Genomic DNA, 17,574 nt, shown 5'->3' with positions numbered 1-17,574 from the left:
TTCTATTATGATTGATTAATTTTTGTAATCTTTGCTGTTATAGCCTAAATTACCTAAATCAGCTTTATTATTTCGCCAGTTTTTGATAATTTTTACCCATAATTCTAGATAAATACCTGAACCTAGTAAAGCTTCAATTTCTTTCCGTGCTTCCACACCAATTTTCTTGATCATCTTACCACCTTTACCGATGATAATACCTTTTTGGCTCTTTTGATCAACGATAATGGTTGCATATACATGGACTTTGTCCAATTCATCTTTTTGCATTGAATCCACTTGAACCGCCACAGAGTGAGGGATTTCATCAAATGTGTTTTTCAAAATTTGTTCACGAATTAATTCTGAAACAACAAAGTACTCAGGATGATCTGTTAAGAAGTCACTTGGGTAATATTGTGGTCCTTCAGGCAATAGGTCAACCAATGTATCCACTAGTTTTTCAACATTATTACCATTTAAAGCAGATAAAGGAATGATGCCATCAAATACTTCTTGGTTTGGAATAGATTGCATAAATTCCGCTAGATTTTCTGGCGATACTTTATCAATTTTATTCACGCCCAAGAACTTGCGCGTCTTTTTCCCTTTAATTTTTTCAATGACAAATTTGTCACCAGGGCCAATTGGTTCTTCTGCGTTCACCAACATTAAAATAGCATCTACTTCATCTAAAGATTGATAAGCAGATGTATTCATAAATTCCCCAAGTTCGTTATGTGGTTTATGGATACCTGGTGTATCAATAAATACGATTTGGGCTTCGTCAGAAGTATACACAGCTTGGATCTTGTTACGTGTTGTTTGTGCCTTATCAGACATAATGGCCACTTTTTGACCGACAACACGGTTTAAGAATGTTGACTTCCCAACGTTTGGTCGTCCAACGATGGCTACGAAACCAGACTTAAAGCCTTGGAAACCATCTTCTTCTGTTTCTTCTTCGTCACCTTCAAGCAGTTTTTCTAAGTCCTCGATATTATCAAAATCATTGATATTAAAATCTTCTATATTCAAATTTGTCTCCCTTATTTTGCGCTTTAGAATAAAGCAAGTATTTCTGGTAAAAATATCATTACACCGACAATAATGGCTACCATTGATGAAATCAATACGCCACCTGCGGCTACATCTTTCACATTCTTAGCAATTGGGTGGTAATGATGATTGGTAATCAAATCAATCGTCCATTCCGCAATGGTGTTGGTAATTTCCATACACACCACAATCGCACTCGTTAAAATCAAAATTAACCATTTTTCCATTGGTAGTTGAAAGAACCAGGCTGCAAGCATCACCAATACGAATCCCATCGTTTGATAGCGGATATTGCGTTCGTTCACAAGTGTGAAACGAATACCGCTCAAGGCATAGCCTAGAGATTCCATAAATGAATGATTCTTATCTACCTTGTGTACGGTAACTGGTTCTTTAGTCTCTTTTAAGGCCATAAGCATCTAAAATCTCTTTCTGTAAGCCAAACATTTCTTTTTCATCAGCTTCTTCCATATGATCATAACCATTTAAATGCAAGAATCCATGTAAAGCTAAGAAGCCTAACTCACGTTCAAAAGAATGACCGTAATCAACAGCTTGTTCTCTCACTTTATCAATTGAAATGAATAAATCACCTAATTCACGTGGCAAATCATCCGGCAAGCCCAAGATTTCCATCTCATCTTCACCTTGATCTTCAATTGCAAACGAAATTACATCTGTTGGGCGATCAATATTACGGTACTCTTTATTAATAGCATGAATTTCTTTATCATCAACGATTGTTAATGATAATTCGATTTCGCCCTCTAATTTCATATAATTTGCTGCATACGTCAACAAATCTTGTAACATCTTTTCATTTTCGGCAGTTAATTCGCCGGTTTTGTCTTCGAAAAGTAAGTCTAACACCTTACCACCCTTTTCTATATATAATGTATCCTAGTCTTCATTTGCATAGGCTTTGATAATAGCAGAAACAACTGGATGACGTACAACATCAGCCGCGTTAAAGTTAACAAAAGCAATATCTTTAATACCTTGCAATTGTCTTTCTGCATCGATTAAACCTGATTTGGCCCCACGAGGTAAATCTATTTGTGTTTTATCACCATTTACAATCATTTTTGAACCAAAACCTAAACGTGTTAAAAACATCTTCATTTGTGCAACTGTGGTATTTTGTGCCTCATCTAAGATGACAAATGCATCTTCCAAGGTACGACCACGCATATATGCCAATGGCGCAACCTCTATTATACCACGTTCAAGTAGTCTTTCAGTATGTTCACGCCCATAAATCGTATATAAAGCGTCATAAATCGGTCTTAAATACGGATCAACTTTTTCCTTCAAATCACCAGGCAAGAAACCTAGGCTTTCACCAGCTTCAACGGCTGGACGTGTTAAAACGATGCGTTTCACACGACCTTGTTTTAAAGCTTGGACAGCCATCACAACTGCTAGAAAAGTTTTCCCGGTACCTGCTGGACCAATACCAAAAGTAATCGCATTATCCTTTACTGCATGTAAATATTGGCGTTGACCGACTGTTTTTGTTCGAATCGCTTTCCCTTCAGCAGTTCGGCCAATTTCTTCTTCATACAAGCTAGCAAAATGACTTAACGTACCATTCTTCGACATCTTAATTGCAGTAACTACATCACGTTCACCAATCACAATACCTGATTGCATTACGATCTGTAGTTCTTTTAACAAGGCAATCGATTGTCCGACAGCTTCTTCCTCACCGGTCACTTCAATTTGTTCATCTTTCGCAAAGATTTGCACCTCATAGGCTTGTTCAATTAGGGCTAAATGCTTATCTTCCGTGCCAAATAGTTGGACCGCTAATGCAGGGTTCATCAAGGCTATACTTTTACTGATTGCAGATTCTGTCAAATGAAAACTTCCCCCTTTAATTATTAAATAAATTATAGCAAAAATATGTAACAATTACGAATATACCGGCAGTTGCTTTATGAGAAAGTACTCATTTTCGCATGAAAACTTCAAGAATGATACAATAGAGAAAATGTTTTTAGGAGGGTTACTATGTCCAAATTATTAGCAATTGCAACCACCATTAAGGACTGGCAAGTGGCAGAAATCTCAGCATTAGCAGAGGAATACACTGTACGCCTAGCTAGCGACCTTACAGATGAAGATTTTCCAAATATTGAAATCTTGTATGGTTGGAAAAATGAATTTGCAGACCAATTTTTAACACAAGGATATGATAGCCTTCGATGGATTCAAGTACAATTTGCAGGCGTGAATCAATTGCCTAGTGAAATTTTATCCGATGACAATATCCGTATCACCAATATGAGTGGTATTCATGCGATACCAATTACTGAAACTGTATTTGGCTATATCCTAAACCAGTATCGCCATTTACTTTTATATAAAACCCGTCAAGCATCTAGTACCTGGCAAGCAGAAGCAAATCATCGTTCACTAACTGATAAAAAAATCATTGTATTCGGTGCTGGTAATATTGGTCGTGAAATTGCACGTCTTGCAAAAGCCTTCGGAATGGTGACCATCGGGGTGAATACCTCTGGTCGTGCCGTCGAATATTTCGATACTACAGTCGATACAGATACCGCCTTAGCTGAAAGTACTGACGCAGATATTATTGTCAACGTATTACCAGCTACTGATGCAACCAATAATATTTTCAGCCTAGATTTCTTCTCACGCCAAACTGCCCAACCCATCTTTATCAATGTAGGACGTGGTAATGCTGTGGTAGATGAGGATTTAATTGCTGCCCTTGATCAAGAATTCTTATCATATGCAGCATTAGATGTCTTTGATGTTGAACCTCTAGCAAGTGACCATCCATTCTGGCAACATGAAAAAATCGATGTTACCCCTCACATGACGGGACAAGTAGAACACTTTGCTGATGAAACTTACAAAATTTTCCATGCCAACATTACGGATTATCTAGCAAAAAATGAACTACCTGTAAACCTAGTATCCAAAGAAAAGGGCTATTAAAAAACCGTTATATGACAACAAACAAAAAAATGACTGGGACAAAATACAATATAAAAGACGAGAACAAATCATAAAAGAAATGTTCTCGTCTTTTGCTATGTTCAAAATATTTATTCATACACGATATGAGGACTGTAAGTGTAGTTCCTATGCCGTGAACGAAGATTTTATCCTTTTGTCCCTGTTTCTTTTTTTATGCATTTACTTGTAATGATACACTTGGTAAACCCTCAAACTGGCCTACATATTGCCCTGGTGTAATTACTTTGGGCATATTTACAGCACCCGAAGATACAAACATACCCGCTTGAATTTCCTTACCACGTTCATCTAATATTTCAGCTAACCATTGTACCGCATTTACGGGATGGCCCATAATTTCAATAGATGATCCCTCAGCGTAGGCCTCACCATTGTGTGTTACCTGACCAAAAAGATTATCGATATCATCGTAACTACATGAACGCCCTTCGCCATAAACAAGGGCCGCATTTGCAGCGCCATCGGCTTCCAATTCAAACTTAGAAATATTCCCATACCAATCAGCAAAGCGGCTATCTGGAATTTCAAAACCAGCCGCAATACGACATTTGCGCATGATTGTCTCGGCACTATCTGTTACATGAATCGTTTCATCTACCAGAAAGACAAGTTCAAATTCCAACAAGGGTTCGATATAATCCTGTAATGAAATTTCACCTTTTACTACACTAGCATCCGTCATTTCACCATACAGCGGTGTATCTGTGTTAAAAAATGCACGCTGTAATTTACCAGACAAACTAATTTTATAACCGGCTACTTTTTCACCGTGACGAAACTTTAGATAATTCACTGCATCTTGCACATCATAGCCATCTTGCTCCGTAATAATTGGCAACCTACCATAAGCAATTGGTTTACTTTCCTTATAGGCATCAAATAACATCTCTGCCGATTTCCTTATTTCTACATCAAACATAACCAACCCTTTCCTTTCATAGTATATTTAAAAGATTTTCCATCTACATTGCATCAGAGGCCCCACCATCGATATTTACAGCCGTACCAGAAACATAAGAAGCTGCATCTGAAGCAAGGAAAGTAATCACACGCGCTGCTTCATCCGTTTCCCCCACACGTCCCATTGGTGTATGTGTCGCTTCAGCTTTTTGTTTTGAAAATTCTTCCCAAGTTGGTTTGGCTGGATCATTTTGCCACATTTTTTCAACTTGTTCACTGCGAATATAACCAATACATACCGCATTGGCACGTATATTAAATTCTCCATATTCTTTACTTAATTCCTTAATTACAGCTAAACCTGCAGCACGAGCCGGAGATGTAGGAATAGATTTGGGTCCTGGTGTCTTACCTGAATTAGATACTACACTGACAATCGACCCTGAACGTTGATTACGCATGTGCGGTAAAACCGCACGAGTAAAGTTCGCCACACCGATTAATTTAATCTCTAAGTCAAAACGCCAAGCATCATTGTCCACATCTTCAAAAGAACCTGCACGGTGACCACCAGCATTATTGACCAAGATATCCACGGTACCGTATTTTTCCACTGTTTTTGCAACAGCTTGCTCAGCGGCTGGTAAATCCGTAACATCCGCTACGGCATAATCTACTTTTTTTCCTGTTGCAGCTTCAATAGCCGCCTGCGCTTCCTTCAAACGATCTTCTCGACGAGCGGTAATCACTACGTGAGCACCCTCGCTTGCAAGTGTTTTGGCTGTTTCAAAACCAATACCACGACTTGCACCTGTGACAATTGCTACTTTACCATTTAGTCCTAATTCCATTTAAAATCCTTCTTTCATATAAGTGCTTCCATTTCATTAACGATTAAAATCATTAGTTTACTTCAGTAACTTCACCTTCAGGAGAAATCATGATTGCTGTCTCAGTTGGTTCACCATTTTGTAATTCTTGGATAAAGGCTGGTGCATCAACGGTATGATCAGCATTCATTGTGTAGTCATAGCAGATACCATCAAAATCAGTTGTTTCAGCAATTGCTGCACGGATAGCGTCTGGATCATTTGAATCGGCGCGATCAATTGCATCCATTACTAGATTTGCTGCATCATATGCTAATGCTGAGAATTGGTCTGGCTCTGTACCATACGCTTCACGATAAGACTCAACGAAATCTTTCACATCTTGGTCAGCATCTTCTGAATATACATACATGGCAGAATAGTACACATCTGTTACGTTTTCAGCACCCGCCAAATCAACTAGTGCTTGGTTACCAATACCTGTACCACCAATGATTGGTGCATCGATGCCCATTTCACGTGCTTGTTTAATAATTGGACCAGCTTCTTGATAGTAACCAGCAATGAAAATGGCATCCGGGTCTTCCGCTTGTACATTGGCTAGAATTGATTTGAAGTCAGTATCACCAGATACATAATCTTCATCAATCACAATATCCGCTTGAACATTTTCACTGAAGACTTGGCTTAAGTTTTGACCATGGTCTGTTGAGTTATCTGTTAAAAGAGCTACCGTTTCATAACCTTGGTCATCTGTGAATTGTGCTAACGAGGTCCCTTGATCCGTAACTGCATAACAAGTTTTGAAGAACCATTCCCATACTTCACCAGTAGCATCATTAATTTCTGCGCCATCAGTTGTGATTGATGGTGAAACCATAGGGACTTTCATATTTTCCGCTTGGGGTTGCGCAGCAAAGGTTTCAGCTGCCGTTGCTGGTCCGATAATAACAGAAGCGCCATTCTCAGCTAAATACGTCGTACCGGCTGCTGACTCCTCTCCCGTACCTTTGTCGTCATAATTCGTATAGGTAACTTCCTTGCCATCAATACCACCAGCTGCATTACGTTGGTCAATAGCTAATTTCACGGCATTGTCTTGGACCACACCATACGATGCTGTTGACCCAGATAAAGCCCATAGTCCACCGATATTTACTGTCTCAGCATCGTCACTTGTAGCAGCATTAGTTGCAGTTGTTGCGCTTGCACAAGCACCTAATGTTAATGCTGATGTTAATACAAGTCCCATACGTTTCATTACACGTTTCATAGATTATCCCCTTTTTTCAAACCCCAGTAACAAACAACAAACCATTTATTAAAATAAAAAAAGCGACAACCCATCAACAAGGCTGTCGCTTATTAGCTAGAGCCCGTTACACGAGGAAAAGGACTCTCCAGATTGGAAGAATCCTATTAGCTAATAATAATTAATAATAATTGGTCGTGAGGAGCTACAATGATCAAAGAGCTATCCATCATTTGCATGTCTTTATGGTTTTCTTTCATCATCAGTATCTCCTCCTTTTCTAATCTATTTATAATTTAACAAAGTTAGTTTAAAATAGCAAGGATAATTTTAATGTTTTTATCATTATTTTCTAATTTTAATAAACAACAAAAAAAGAAGCCCATTTGGACTTCTTTTCTTTACTTAATTAGCTCAAGTATTTTTTAGCTACTGTTTGTATTGCATTACCATCAGCTTGGCCTTTAAATTTGGCTACAGCTGTTTGCATTACTTTACCAAAATCTTTCATAGATGTAGCGCCAACTTCGTCAATAACTTGTTTAACACCCGCATCTAATTCTTCTTCTGATAATTGTTCAGGCAAATATTCAGTAATGATTGCAATTTCAGCAAGCGCGTCATCTGCTAAATCACTATGGTCTGCTTGACGGAATTCTGCTTCCGACTCTTTTCGTTGCTTCAACTCACGAGCCAAAAGTTCAATTTCTTCTTCTTCAGACAAAGAGCTACCCTTGCTTATTTCAGCGTTTTGAACAGCTGATTTTAGCATGCGGATCACAGATAACTTAAATTTATCTTTAGCTTTCATGGCTACCTTCATATCGGTATTTAGTTGATCTAATAAAGCCATGATTCGCCTCCTTTATAGCAACACTTAACGATTAGAATTTACGTTTACGAGCAGCTTCAGATTTTTTCTTACGTTTTACTGAAGGTTTTTCGTAGAATTCACGTTTACGTGCTTCTTGTATTGTGCCAGATTTTGAAACTGAACGTTTGAAGCGACGAAGAGCGTCGTCAAGTGATTCGTTTTTACGAACTACAGTTTTTGACATGACATTTCCCTCCCCTCGTTACTACAAATCGTTCTTTCATACTTGAAAAAACGTTCTAATGAATTATACGTCATCATTGACTAAAAGTCAAACAAATCCAATAGCTATTTTCACAATCAAGCAAGAAAATGCAGGTCTATTTTTGATAGACTTGCCCGTAAATGCCACCTACTACAAATGCGCCACCAATGATGTTACCAAGCCCTACAAGAACAAGGTTTATCACTAGTTCACTTATGCTATTCACACCTGCAAATAAACCTGCTGATAATAGGAACATGTTGGCTACACTATGTTGCAAACCTAAATAAACGAAAATAGTTACGGGCATCCATAATAACAACATTTTGTGGCCATTCGATTTACTAGAATTGGCCAACCACACGCCTAAACAAACGAGGATATTACAGAAAATACCAGAAATGATCATTTGTAATGGTGTTGCAGAAATTTTGCCATTGATGATTGTTTCAAGTTCACCACTTGCTAGTAATGATTGAGTAAAGCCTAAGCCTTCGCCATAAATAAATGCTAACAAAAATGAACCGACAAAATTACCAAAAAAGACAAGTGCCCAGTTTTTTATTAAGGCTTTTAAAGAAATTTGTTTCGAAATATATGCCATAAATACGTCCATACAATTACCCGTAAATAATTGAGCACCCGCAACGATCACTAAAGTTAGCCCTAAAGGAAATAAACTAGCACCAATTAATGACGTATAAGGTCCATCTACAGAAGACACAACTTTTAAATAAGCAATATATCCCAAACCAATGTATATACCCGCGAGACAACTTAATAAAAAAGTGTGCCATAAACTTGTCTGTGTTTTCTTTAACCCTTTGTCGGCAGTTAATGCGAATAGATCTCCAGCTAATATATCCATGCTTTCTCTCCTTACTTTTGTACATCGTTCGTAAACCAACAAATTAAGTATAGTACAACAAAGAACTTTTGAACATAATAAAATCAATTTATTAACAAATATCGTAATTTAGTATTTATTGTTCGTTTATTTTAAGTTGAAGCATATAAAAAAGGACCTAAACATTCATTTAGGTCCTTACGCTATCTTATGAAGCTTTATTTTGACAATCTGCACACAAACCTTGTAGTTCAATTGTGTGATTCATGATTTGGCAACCAGGTAGTTGCTCTTGGAAAAATGATACAGGACATGATTGAATCGCTTGTGTTTTACCACAATTGATGCAAATAAAATGATGGTGGTGTCCCATATTTGGATTACAGTGTTTTCGGAAAACCATTTCTCCACTGATTTCTGACGTTTCCAAGAAATGATACTCTTCAAATAATTTTAAATTACGGTAAATCGTATCGAACGAGATACCTGGATATTGTGTTTCTAAACGTTGTTGAATTTCTTTTGCATTTAAAAAGTAGTCGCCTTCTTGATCAAATACATTCAACATGTCTGCCCTTTTTTTCGTATATTTATAACCGGCTTCATGTAGGACTTGCATGGATTTATCTACAAAACTCATAGTGATCACTCCAATTCCACCCTATTCTAACACGGATTGATTACGATTTAAAGCCATAATCATTTGGTTGTGTTGTATCAAACATTTTAATTTGTGATTCGATACTTGCACGTTGGTCTTCTAAGAATGGTGGTAATGATAATGATTCACCTAATGTTTCGTATGGTTCATCACCCATAAAACCAGGACCATCTGTAGATAATTCAATAAGAATGTCACCAATACGTGCGTATAAGGCTTCAAAGAAGAAACGGTCAACAAGACCTGAGTTTGGAATGCCAATTTCGCTATATTTATCAAACCATGCTGCAATAGCTTCATGATCAGCGACACGGAATGATACATGGTGAACTTCACCAAAACCTTGTAAGCCACGTCCAGAAACAATATCTTTACGTAAAATCACTTGGCCACCGTTTCCACCTTCACCAACTTCAAACAATGCTTCTTGTCCATCATCAGATACTTTTTCCATACCGTAAACTTGTTCAAGAATTTGTGCAAAATCATCGTAATATGAAACTGTAATTTCAATTGGACCTAATCCATAGATAGCTTTATCTTCTGGAACTGGACCATTTTTCCATGCCTTACCTGGTGCTACACCTTTGTTATTTTCATCTGAGAAAATTTGTAATCGTTGACCATCAAAGTCTTCAAAACGAAGTACTTTTTTACCATAAATTTCACGAATAGCTTCAGTTTTAACACCAAAGTCGTTTAAACGTGCTTCATAATATTCAAGTGCTGCATCATTTGGTACACGTAAACCAATACGAGAGATTGAGTTTGTACCATAGTAACCACTTGGGACACCTGGGAAATCGAAGAAAGTTAAATCTGTACCTGCATTCCCTTCATCATCCGCGAAGAAAGTATGGTATGTGTGAATATCATCTTGGTTAACTGTTTTTTTAACTAAGCGCATCCCTAGAACACCTGCATAAAATTGATAATTTTTTTCTGCGTTAGAGGTAATTGCTGTTACGTGGTGAATACCTAATAAATCCATTGACATAATAATCGCTCCTTTTGATTTGTTTGTATATGATTTTTATATTTATTTTTTATATTTCGAATTCGTAATATCAGTATAGCACAATATTATTACGAATCCAAACTAATTTGATCAAATAGTGTATTTTTTTCTGTTTATGGTAAAATATTCAGTAAATACTGGACCTAAGTGCCATTTGGAGGTAGTCTTTTTGACTGGAGAAAAGAATCAAAAACCTAAATATTATCTAATATCTGATGCCGTGGGCTCATTGGTAAACGACATTTTTCAAAGTGTTTCAGTGCAATTCCCTAGTGTTGATTTTTCTGTGACAAATTTTCCTTTCGTGCAACATGATGATATGTTGTTACCGATATTAAAACAGGCGCGCTTGGAGAATGCGAGTATCATCGCCTCATTTATTGATAAGGATTTAAATCGTTTAGCTTTAGAATATTGCGAAACTGCCGGCATTTTTTATGTCAATGTGCTTGATCGCATTATGTCTCATATTGTCGACCAAACAGGTGTGCAACCTTCTGGTAAACCAGGTATTCGTCATCAATTAGATGATGTGTATTACAAGCGTATTGAAGCCTTAGAATTTGCGGTTCAAAATGATGATGGTCAACATCCAAAACGTTTTGTCGATGCTGATATTGTGCTTCTGGGCATTTCTCGTACCTCTAAAACACCTCTATCGATGTACTTAGCGAATATGGGATATAAAGTGGCGAACTTACCATTAGTCCCTGAATCACGTGTACCAGATATTATTTTTGAAATCGACCGTTCAAAAATTATTGGTCTAACTAATGATGTAAACGTCTTAAACAAATTTAGACGTGAACGCATGCGTTCATATGGCATTGAAAATGCATCAACATATACTGATGATGCTCGTATTGAAAAAGAATTGGCATACGCAAATGACTTATATGAAAAATTAAACTGCCCCGTTATTAACGTTGCTGACCGTTCAATTGAAGAAACAGCCACACTAATCATGATGTTCTTTAATTCTAAACAAACTAACGCGTAAAGCTTCATACAAAGAAAAAAAGGGTTGTTTCCAAATCATACTTGGAAACAGCCCTTTTTGTTTATCTCATTAACCACGAATTTCTGCTTTCATTTCAGCAATTAAGTCTTCGATTGATATCATATTCAACTCATCCATGCGTACTGGTAAAGCTTCAATGACTTCTTTACATACCATAGGATTTGCATAGTTTGCAGATCCAATTTGAACAGCAGTTGCACCAGCAATCATCATTTCTAATACATCATCTACTGTTTCAATCCCACCAACGCCAATGACTGGAATTTCAACGGCGCTCGCAACTTGGCGAACCATGCGAAGGGCTACAAATTTCACTGAGGCTCCTGATAAACCACCTGTTACACCACCTAAAACTGGTTTACGTGTTTCAAGGTCGAATGTTTGCCCAGTGATGGTATTGATCAATACCAATGCATCGGCACCAGCAGCTTCAACTGCTTTAGCAACCGCCACGATATCCGTTACGTTTGGTGTCAATTTCACGTAAAGCGGTAAATCAGTTACAGCTTTACAACGACGCGTTAAGTCAGCGGCAATTTCAGGATCTGTCCCAAATTGTAGCCCACCTTGTTTCACATTTGGACACGAAATATTTAGTTCAATAGCTTTTACATTCTCTGCTTTGGACAAAGCAGCCACGGCTGCTTCGTAGTCTTCCACTGTTGACCCTGCAACACTTTGAATAATCGGTACATCAAATTGGGCCAAATATGGTAATTTTTCCGCTAAAACCGCTTCAACACCTGGATTTTTCAAACCTACAGAGTTTAAAATGCGTTCTCCTGAGTGGAAGTATCTTGGAGATGGATTACCAACACGAGGCTCTAAGGTAGTTGATTTATCTACTAACGCACCTAAAATGCTCAAATCATATTTATCTGCAAATTCTTCCCCAAAACCAAAGCAACCTGATGCAGGCATGATTGGGTTTTTTAGTAATAATCCTGGTAATTGTACGCTTAATCGTGACATAATTTCCTCCTTGAAAACGGGCCGTTTGCTATAATGCTACCTTGCTTGAATTAGGCTTGGTATACTACTTGTCCTTGGTAAATGGTTAAAGCACACATACCATAAACTGTTTCTCCATTAAATGGTGTATTCGTTGACTTAGATAAGTAATCTTTTGGATCAATTGTATAGGCAGTATCTAGGTCAAAAACAGCGATATTCGCGTCTGCGCCGACTGCTAGTGTTGGTGTGTCGAAACCAAATACGCTTGTTGGGGTAATCGCCATTTTTTCAATTAGTGTTTCTAAGGTCAAAATACCTGTTTTCACAAAATGGGTATACATTAAAGCGAAGGCTGTTTCAATCCCTACGATACCGAATGGTGAATGAAGGAAACCTTTGGATTTTTCTTCAGCCGTATGCGGTGCGTGGTCAGTTGCAATCATATCGATTGTCCCGTCCAACAGACCTTCTAACAATGCTGCTTGATCTTTTTCACCACGTAGCGGTGGGTTCATTTTAAATTTGGCATCATCATTGGTAATGTCTAGTTCATTTAATATCAAATGATGTGGTGCTACTTCGGCAGTAACATGGATACCACGCGCTTTCCCGTCACGAATCGCTGCAACAGACGCTTCAGTGGATACATGACAGATGTGGTAGTGGACACCAGTTGCTTCAGCTAAGTGGATATCACGCGCAATTTGACTACTCTCTGTAACACTCAAAATACCTGGCAAACCTAATTCTTTGTTTTTAATGCCTTCGTGCATCACACCGCCAAATAGTAAACTTTCATCTTCCGTGTGGGCAACGATTGGTTTACCTACGCGTGCTGCTTCTTGCATAGCTAAGTACATGGTACCCGCTGTTTGCACGCCAAACCCATCGTTGGTAAATGCAAATGCATCGATATGTGCCATATCAACTAATTCGTCTGATTTTAATTCAGATGTGATTGGGGCATATTGCAGTACTTCAATCACAGCATCTTGGTCAATGATGTCTTGTACAGCTTGGAATTTTTCGGGTGTATCTGGTGCTGGATTCAAGTTTGGCATCGCAGCGACACGCGTATAGCCACCACGAGCAGCTGCTTTACTTCCTGTTAAAATCGTTTCTTTCCCCTCAAAACCAGGTTCTCTAAAATGAACATGGACATCTGTTAAAGATGGGCTAACCAATTTCCCAGCTAAATCAATTACTTGGTCGCCATCAGCAACTTCAATATCATCTTGATCGCTCACTGCGACAATTTTACCGTCTTCAATTTTTAGATTAATTGCTTTCAGTTGATTGCCTTCTACTACCGTTTTACCATTTTTGACTACTAAGCTCATCATATCTTCCTTTCAAAACCCATTCCAAAATTGCAATACGTGCATAAACCCCATTGGACATTTGCTGTACAATACGACTCTTTTCACTTTCAACTAATTCATCCGCAATTTCAACGTCACGGTTTACTGGTGCCGGATGCATAATAATAGCCGTGTCTTTCATCGTTAAATAGCGTTCGCGCGTTAAACCATATAGACGATGATATTCATCTTTTTCAAATGGTTTGTCGCCATTGGGGTGACGTTCTAATTGAACCCGTAGCATCATGACAACGTCCGCTGTTTTCACAGCATCATCTACTGACATCCACTCGCCGTATTTCTCGTCACGTTTATCAAAATATTGATCTGGTCCGGCGAAAATAACTTCTGCCCCTAATTGATTCAGCATCATCATATTGGAAACAGCCACACGTGAATATAAGATATCCCCGATAATCGCTACTTTTAGACCACGAAAATCCCCAAACTCTTCATAAATCGTCATAATATCTAGTAAAGATTGGGAAGGATGTTGACCCGTACCAGAACCGGCGTTGACAACTTGCACATCTAAGTTTACCAATTGATCAGGATAATTGGCATCCGGATGTCGAATCACCACGACATCTGCGCCGATTGCCTGCATGGTTAAAACTGAATCGTACAATGATTCTCCTTTATTAACTGAAGATGTGGTCACATCAAAATTCATTTGATGCATGCCAATTTTATGCTCAGCCATTTCAAAACTCATTTTTGTGCGTGTTGAATTTTCGAAGAACATATTCACCACGGTACGATCACTTCTAAACGTATCGCGACCATGTTTGAAATCCGATGCTCGTTTCACAAGCATCATAAACTCTTCATTAGTAAATTGTTCCACTGTCAAAAAATGTCGCATGTATTCCCCTACTTTCATCAAAAAAAGTGCATGTATGTCCGAGGACCTACATGCACTTCTCCCATATGGTTATCATCTATGCCTACTTTAAATAGGCTTAGAAAATAGGAAAATCACTTGCAGTCTCTCGGACCAACTTAAAGTAATCGTCTACTATTATTTTATTAATACTTCGTCTGCGCCATCAATTTCGTTCAATGACACTTTAACTTCTTCTTCTTTGGCAGTTGGAATATTTTTACCAACAAAATCAGCCTTAATCGGAAACTCTCTATGACCTCGGTCTACTAAAACTGCTAACGCAATTTCAGCTGGGCGACCCAAATCAACACATGCGTCAAGTGCAGCACGTGTTGTACGACCTGTATAAAGTACATCATCTACAAGAATGACTTTTTTGCCTGTTAAATCCACATCACTTTTCGCAACGGGCGCAGCTGTTCCTTCTGCGTCATCACGGTATGCTTCAATGTTAATTGCTTCAACAGGAATAACACCTTCGATTTCACCAATTTTGGCACCTAAGCGATTTGCTAATGGTACACCACGTGTTTCAATACCAACTAGTACTAAGTTTTCAATACCTTTATAACGTTCAATAATTTCGTGGGCTAAACGTGTTAATGCGCGGCTAATTTCTTTTTCATTCATAATCACTTTTACCATGGGGATACCTCCATAAATTTTCTCTGCAACAAACAAAAAAGGACTGTCCCTATCTTGCGCGCGCAAAAAAGAAACAGTCCTAGCCACAGTATTCGTGACCAAAAACGTATTGTGCCTTTTTCGCCTCTCTGGACGCAAGTTAAAGGTTTTCATTAAAATCATTATAATACTCTTCAAGAAAAAAGCAAGGCAGAATATATTCATCCTACCTTGCTCCTTTATAAAACATTGATTAAATCACGTTTTCTTCGTATAACATTGCAAACTGATTTAATGAAATTACATTTGTATCTGTAAAATAATCCATGAAGTTTTGACGTTTACTAGAAAATACAACCATCAAACCAAGGAATGGTAATGTTGCTAAAATTACTTTCCCTAACCCTTCACGTACAAAACATGTCATAAATGATAATTTATATTGGTTATCTTTCACTAATTGTAAGCCTAGCAAACCTTTACCAATCGTTTGTCCATTTGTGAAATAGCTAGCTAGCGTGAAGTGTAAAATAAGCACCACTTGTTTGACCAAATATAAAATGCCAGCATCTAACAAGGCATATTGCCCTTGCGTTAGGACATTTAAAAGGCCTGCTACTAAGGATTGCAACGCATATACCATAATCATGTCGATGATGAAAGCAAACAAGCGCATCCAAAAACCGGCATATAAATTACGCGCATAGCCATCTGTAATGTCCATTTTTAAATTACGACGATAGTTCGCAAAAATTTCTTGTGGTGATGCTTGCAAACTTTTCATTTTGCGTTGGGTACGCTCCGCCGCAAAGGCATTTTCAATTGAACCTTCATAGACCTGACTATTCAATTTTGGCAGTTCAACTGATTCTGGTGCTTCTTTCTTTTTACGACCAAACATATTATTCACCTCCGTACATGTAATAGAATTGAGGTGTTGACGTAGATTCAAGTACGTCTAAAATTTGTGTCATTTCATCAGCGATATTTGTGTCTTCACTACCAGTAAATAAGTTATTTTTTGATAACATACCGACAAAATCATTCACCCAGCTTGTTGCTGAAGATGGTGTGTAGTCTACAACACTTGCACCTTCCAAGTTATTGTCTGATTTTAAAGCAGCTAAAGCATCATCTTCGTATCCAATTGCATCGACAAGCCCATTATCAACGGCTTGTTGACCCGTATAAATACGACCATCCGCTAATTTTTTCACTTCATCCGTTGAAAGACCACGACCTTGGGCCACAATTTCAACAAAGCGATTATATTTTTCAGTAATTAAATCATTTAATACATCTTTTTCTTCATCAGATGCTTCACGGTAAGAAGATCCAATATCTTTTAAGGCACCAGATTTATATGTATCCATTGACAATCCATGTTCTTCCATAAAGCCGGAAAAGTTAGGGATTTGCATGATGACACCGATAGAGCCCGTTGTGGTTTCAACGTCTGCATAGATTTGGTCAGCAACCATTGAAATCATATACCCACCACTTGCAGCTGTTTGACCCATTGATACATAAATAGGAATTTCACGTGTTTCTTTTAGGTCAGCTAATGCGTTATACAATTCCACACTTTCATATACCCCACCACCTGGTGAATCTACATTTAGCATCAATGCTTTTACTGTGTCATCAGCTTTGATTGTTTCAATTGCATCCAAAATACCTTGATAATCCATACCTTCGCTAAAAGATCCAGATCCGCTATTGTCCATAATCGTACCATCAACATTCAACACAGCAATTTGACGGTTTACATCGCCCGTTTCAATCGTGTTTTGTACTGTTGTTAAAGGATTACTACCACTTGTCATTAAAGCGTTCAAACTGGATTGTTGGCTTAAATTGGTACCCAATACACCAAGTACCAGGATAATCACTGCAACAATGGCAATGATCCATGATTTTTTATTCATTATTCATCCTCCATCAAAAAAATAGTAAATACATATATGTGTATATTTTACCATACCAATATGTATTTACTATTTATAAAAGATAGCAACATGAAGTGTTGCTAATTATTTAATTGAAAAAGAATTAGTCGAAATCAATTGTTGTCCTGAATAATTCATACCTCTA

At 37.8% G+C, this 17,574-nt stretch carries 20 protein-coding genes; 2 read left to right on the top strand and 18 right to left on the bottom strand.

The window, feature by feature from the left end; genetic code table 11:
* Window positions 1-15: 15 nt before the first annotated feature.
* From era to EF384_RS01995, 4 genes are all read right to left on the bottom strand, one after another.
* Entirely contained in the window at window positions 16-960 is a 945-nt protein-coding gene (gene era, locus EF384_RS02010) for a GTPase Era (RefSeq protein WP_233570013.1), read from the bottom strand.
* 80 nt (window positions 961-1,040) lie between these two features.
* Window positions 1,041-1,451, bottom strand: a complete 411-nt coding sequence (locus tag EF384_RS02005; RefSeq protein WP_233570007.1) for a diacylglycerol kinase family protein — start codon at window positions 1,449-1,451, stop codon at window positions 1,041-1,043.
* Window positions 1,432-1,851 carry an rRNA maturation RNase YbeY gene (ybeY, locus tag EF384_RS02000; RefSeq protein WP_233570012.1) on the bottom strand — a complete coding sequence of 140 codons (420 nt, stop codon included), beginning with the start codon at window positions 1,849-1,851 and terminating at the stop codon, window positions 1,432-1,434. Before ybeY ends, EF384_RS02005 begins: the two co-directional genes overlap by 20 nt.
* A gap of 87 nt (window positions 1,852-1,938) precedes the next feature.
* On the bottom strand, window positions 1,939-2,898 hold the full coding sequence (locus EF384_RS01995; RefSeq protein WP_123779318.1) for a PhoH family protein: 960 nt from the start codon (window positions 2,896-2,898) through the stop codon (window positions 1,939-1,941).
* A gap of 153 nt (window positions 2,899-3,051) precedes the next feature.
* Between EF384_RS01995 and EF384_RS01990 the strand changes: the two genes are divergently transcribed.
* Window positions 3,052-4,005 (top strand): NAD(P)-dependent oxidoreductase, encoded by a 954-nt coding sequence (locus EF384_RS01990; protein ID WP_123779317.1) that lies wholly within the window; start codon window positions 3,052-3,054, stop codon window positions 4,003-4,005.
* 193 nt (window positions 4,006-4,198) lie between these two features.
* Here the strand turns inward: EF384_RS01990 and EF384_RS01985 are convergent, their stop codons facing one another.
* The 8 genes from EF384_RS01985 to EF384_RS01950 all read right to left on the bottom strand — a co-directional run bounded on the left by EF384_RS01985 (window position 4,199) and on the right by EF384_RS01950 (window position 10,613).
* Entirely contained in the window at window positions 4,199-4,966 is a 768-nt protein-coding gene (locus tag EF384_RS01985) for a 2-keto-4-pentenoate hydratase (RefSeq protein WP_123779316.1), read from the bottom strand.
* 43 nt (window positions 4,967-5,009) lie between these two features.
* Window positions 5,010-5,798: an SDR family NAD(P)-dependent oxidoreductase gene (locus EF384_RS01980; RefSeq protein WP_123779315.1), complete on the bottom strand. Its 789-nt coding sequence runs from the start codon at window positions 5,796-5,798 to the stop codon at window positions 5,010-5,012.
* Between the two features lie 52 nt (window positions 5,799-5,850).
* Entirely contained in the window at window positions 5,851-7,050 is a 1,200-nt protein-coding gene (locus EF384_RS01975; RefSeq protein WP_123779314.1) for an ABC transporter substrate-binding protein, read from the bottom strand.
* Window positions 7,051-7,438: 388 nt separating this feature from the next.
* A complete protein-coding gene (locus tag EF384_RS01970) occupies window positions 7,439-7,882 on the bottom strand; it encodes a GatB/YqeY domain-containing protein (RefSeq protein WP_123779313.1) in 444 nt (147 codons plus the stop codon).
* 31 nt (window positions 7,883-7,913) lie between these two features.
* Entirely contained in the window at window positions 7,914-8,087 is a 174-nt protein-coding gene (gene rpsU / locus EF384_RS01965) for a 30S ribosomal protein S21 (RefSeq protein WP_003142732.1), read from the bottom strand.
* 136 nt (window positions 8,088-8,223) lie between these two features.
* Window positions 8,224-8,976 carry a formate/nitrite transporter family protein gene (locus tag EF384_RS01960; RefSeq protein ID WP_123779312.1) on the bottom strand — a complete coding sequence of 251 codons (753 nt, stop codon included), beginning with the start codon at window positions 8,974-8,976 and terminating at the stop codon, window positions 8,224-8,226.
* Between the two features lie 187 nt (window positions 8,977-9,163).
* Window positions 9,164-9,595, bottom strand: a complete 432-nt coding sequence (locus EF384_RS01955) for a Fur family transcriptional regulator (protein ID WP_123779311.1) — start codon at window positions 9,593-9,595, stop codon at window positions 9,164-9,166.
* 40 nt (window positions 9,596-9,635) lie between these two features.
* Complete coding sequence (locus EF384_RS01950; protein ID WP_199729698.1) at window positions 9,636-10,613, bottom strand: ring-cleaving dioxygenase; 978 nt, start codon at window positions 10,611-10,613, stop codon at window positions 9,636-9,638.
* 190 nt (window positions 10,614-10,803) lie between these two features.
* On the opposite strand from EF384_RS01950, the gene EF384_RS01945 reads away from it, so the two are divergent.
* Window positions 10,804-11,634, top strand: coding sequence for a pyruvate, water dikinase regulatory protein (locus tag EF384_RS01945; RefSeq protein ID WP_123779309.1), 831 nt, complete (start codon window positions 10,804-10,806; stop codon window positions 11,632-11,634).
* A 69-nt stretch (window positions 11,635-11,703) separates the two neighbouring features.
* Here the strand turns inward: EF384_RS01945 and EF384_RS01940 are convergent, their stop codons facing one another.
* The 6 genes from EF384_RS01940 to sppA all read right to left on the bottom strand — a co-directional run bounded on the left by EF384_RS01940 (window position 11,704) and on the right by sppA (window position 17,408).
* Window positions 11,704-12,627 carry a dihydroorotate dehydrogenase gene (locus EF384_RS01940; protein ID WP_123779308.1) on the bottom strand — a complete coding sequence of 308 codons (924 nt, stop codon included), beginning with the start codon at window positions 12,625-12,627 and terminating at the stop codon, window positions 11,704-11,706.
* A 50-nt stretch (window positions 12,628-12,677) separates the two neighbouring features.
* Window positions 12,678-13,949 carry a dihydroorotase gene (pyrC, locus tag EF384_RS01935; protein ID WP_123779386.1) on the bottom strand — a complete coding sequence of 424 codons (1,272 nt, stop codon included), beginning with the start codon at window positions 13,947-13,949 and terminating at the stop codon, window positions 12,678-12,680.
* Window positions 13,924-14,835: an aspartate carbamoyltransferase catalytic subunit gene (locus EF384_RS01930; RefSeq protein ID WP_123779307.1), complete on the bottom strand. Its 912-nt coding sequence runs from the start codon at window positions 14,833-14,835 to the stop codon at window positions 13,924-13,926. Before EF384_RS01930 ends, pyrC begins: the two co-directional genes overlap by 26 nt.
* Before the next feature lie 156 nt (window positions 14,836-14,991).
* Window positions 14,992-15,501 carry a bifunctional pyr operon transcriptional regulator/uracil phosphoribosyltransferase PyrR gene (pyrR, locus tag EF384_RS01925; protein WP_123779306.1) on the bottom strand — a complete coding sequence of 170 codons (510 nt, stop codon included), beginning with the start codon at window positions 15,499-15,501 and terminating at the stop codon, window positions 14,992-14,994.
* Window positions 15,502-15,733: 232 nt separating this feature from the next.
* The gene (locus tag EF384_RS01920; RefSeq protein ID WP_123779305.1) at window positions 15,734-16,381 is read right to left on the bottom strand and encodes an RDD family protein; all 648 of its coding nucleotides are present in this window, start codon (window positions 16,379-16,381) and stop codon (window positions 15,734-15,736) included.
* A gap of 1 nt (window position 16,382) precedes the next feature.
* Window positions 16,383-17,408, bottom strand: a complete 1,026-nt coding sequence (gene sppA / locus EF384_RS01915; RefSeq protein WP_123779304.1) for a signal peptide peptidase SppA — start codon at window positions 17,406-17,408, stop codon at window positions 16,383-16,385.
* Window positions 17,409-17,574: the final 166 nt, after the last annotated feature.

The sequence above is a fragment of the Aerococcus agrisoli genome, assembly GCF_003797145.1.
Lineage (GTDB): Bacteria > Bacillota > Bacilli > Lactobacillales > Aerococcaceae > Aerococcus > Aerococcus agrisoli.
This window is presented reverse-complemented; position numbering and strand designations above follow the sequence as displayed.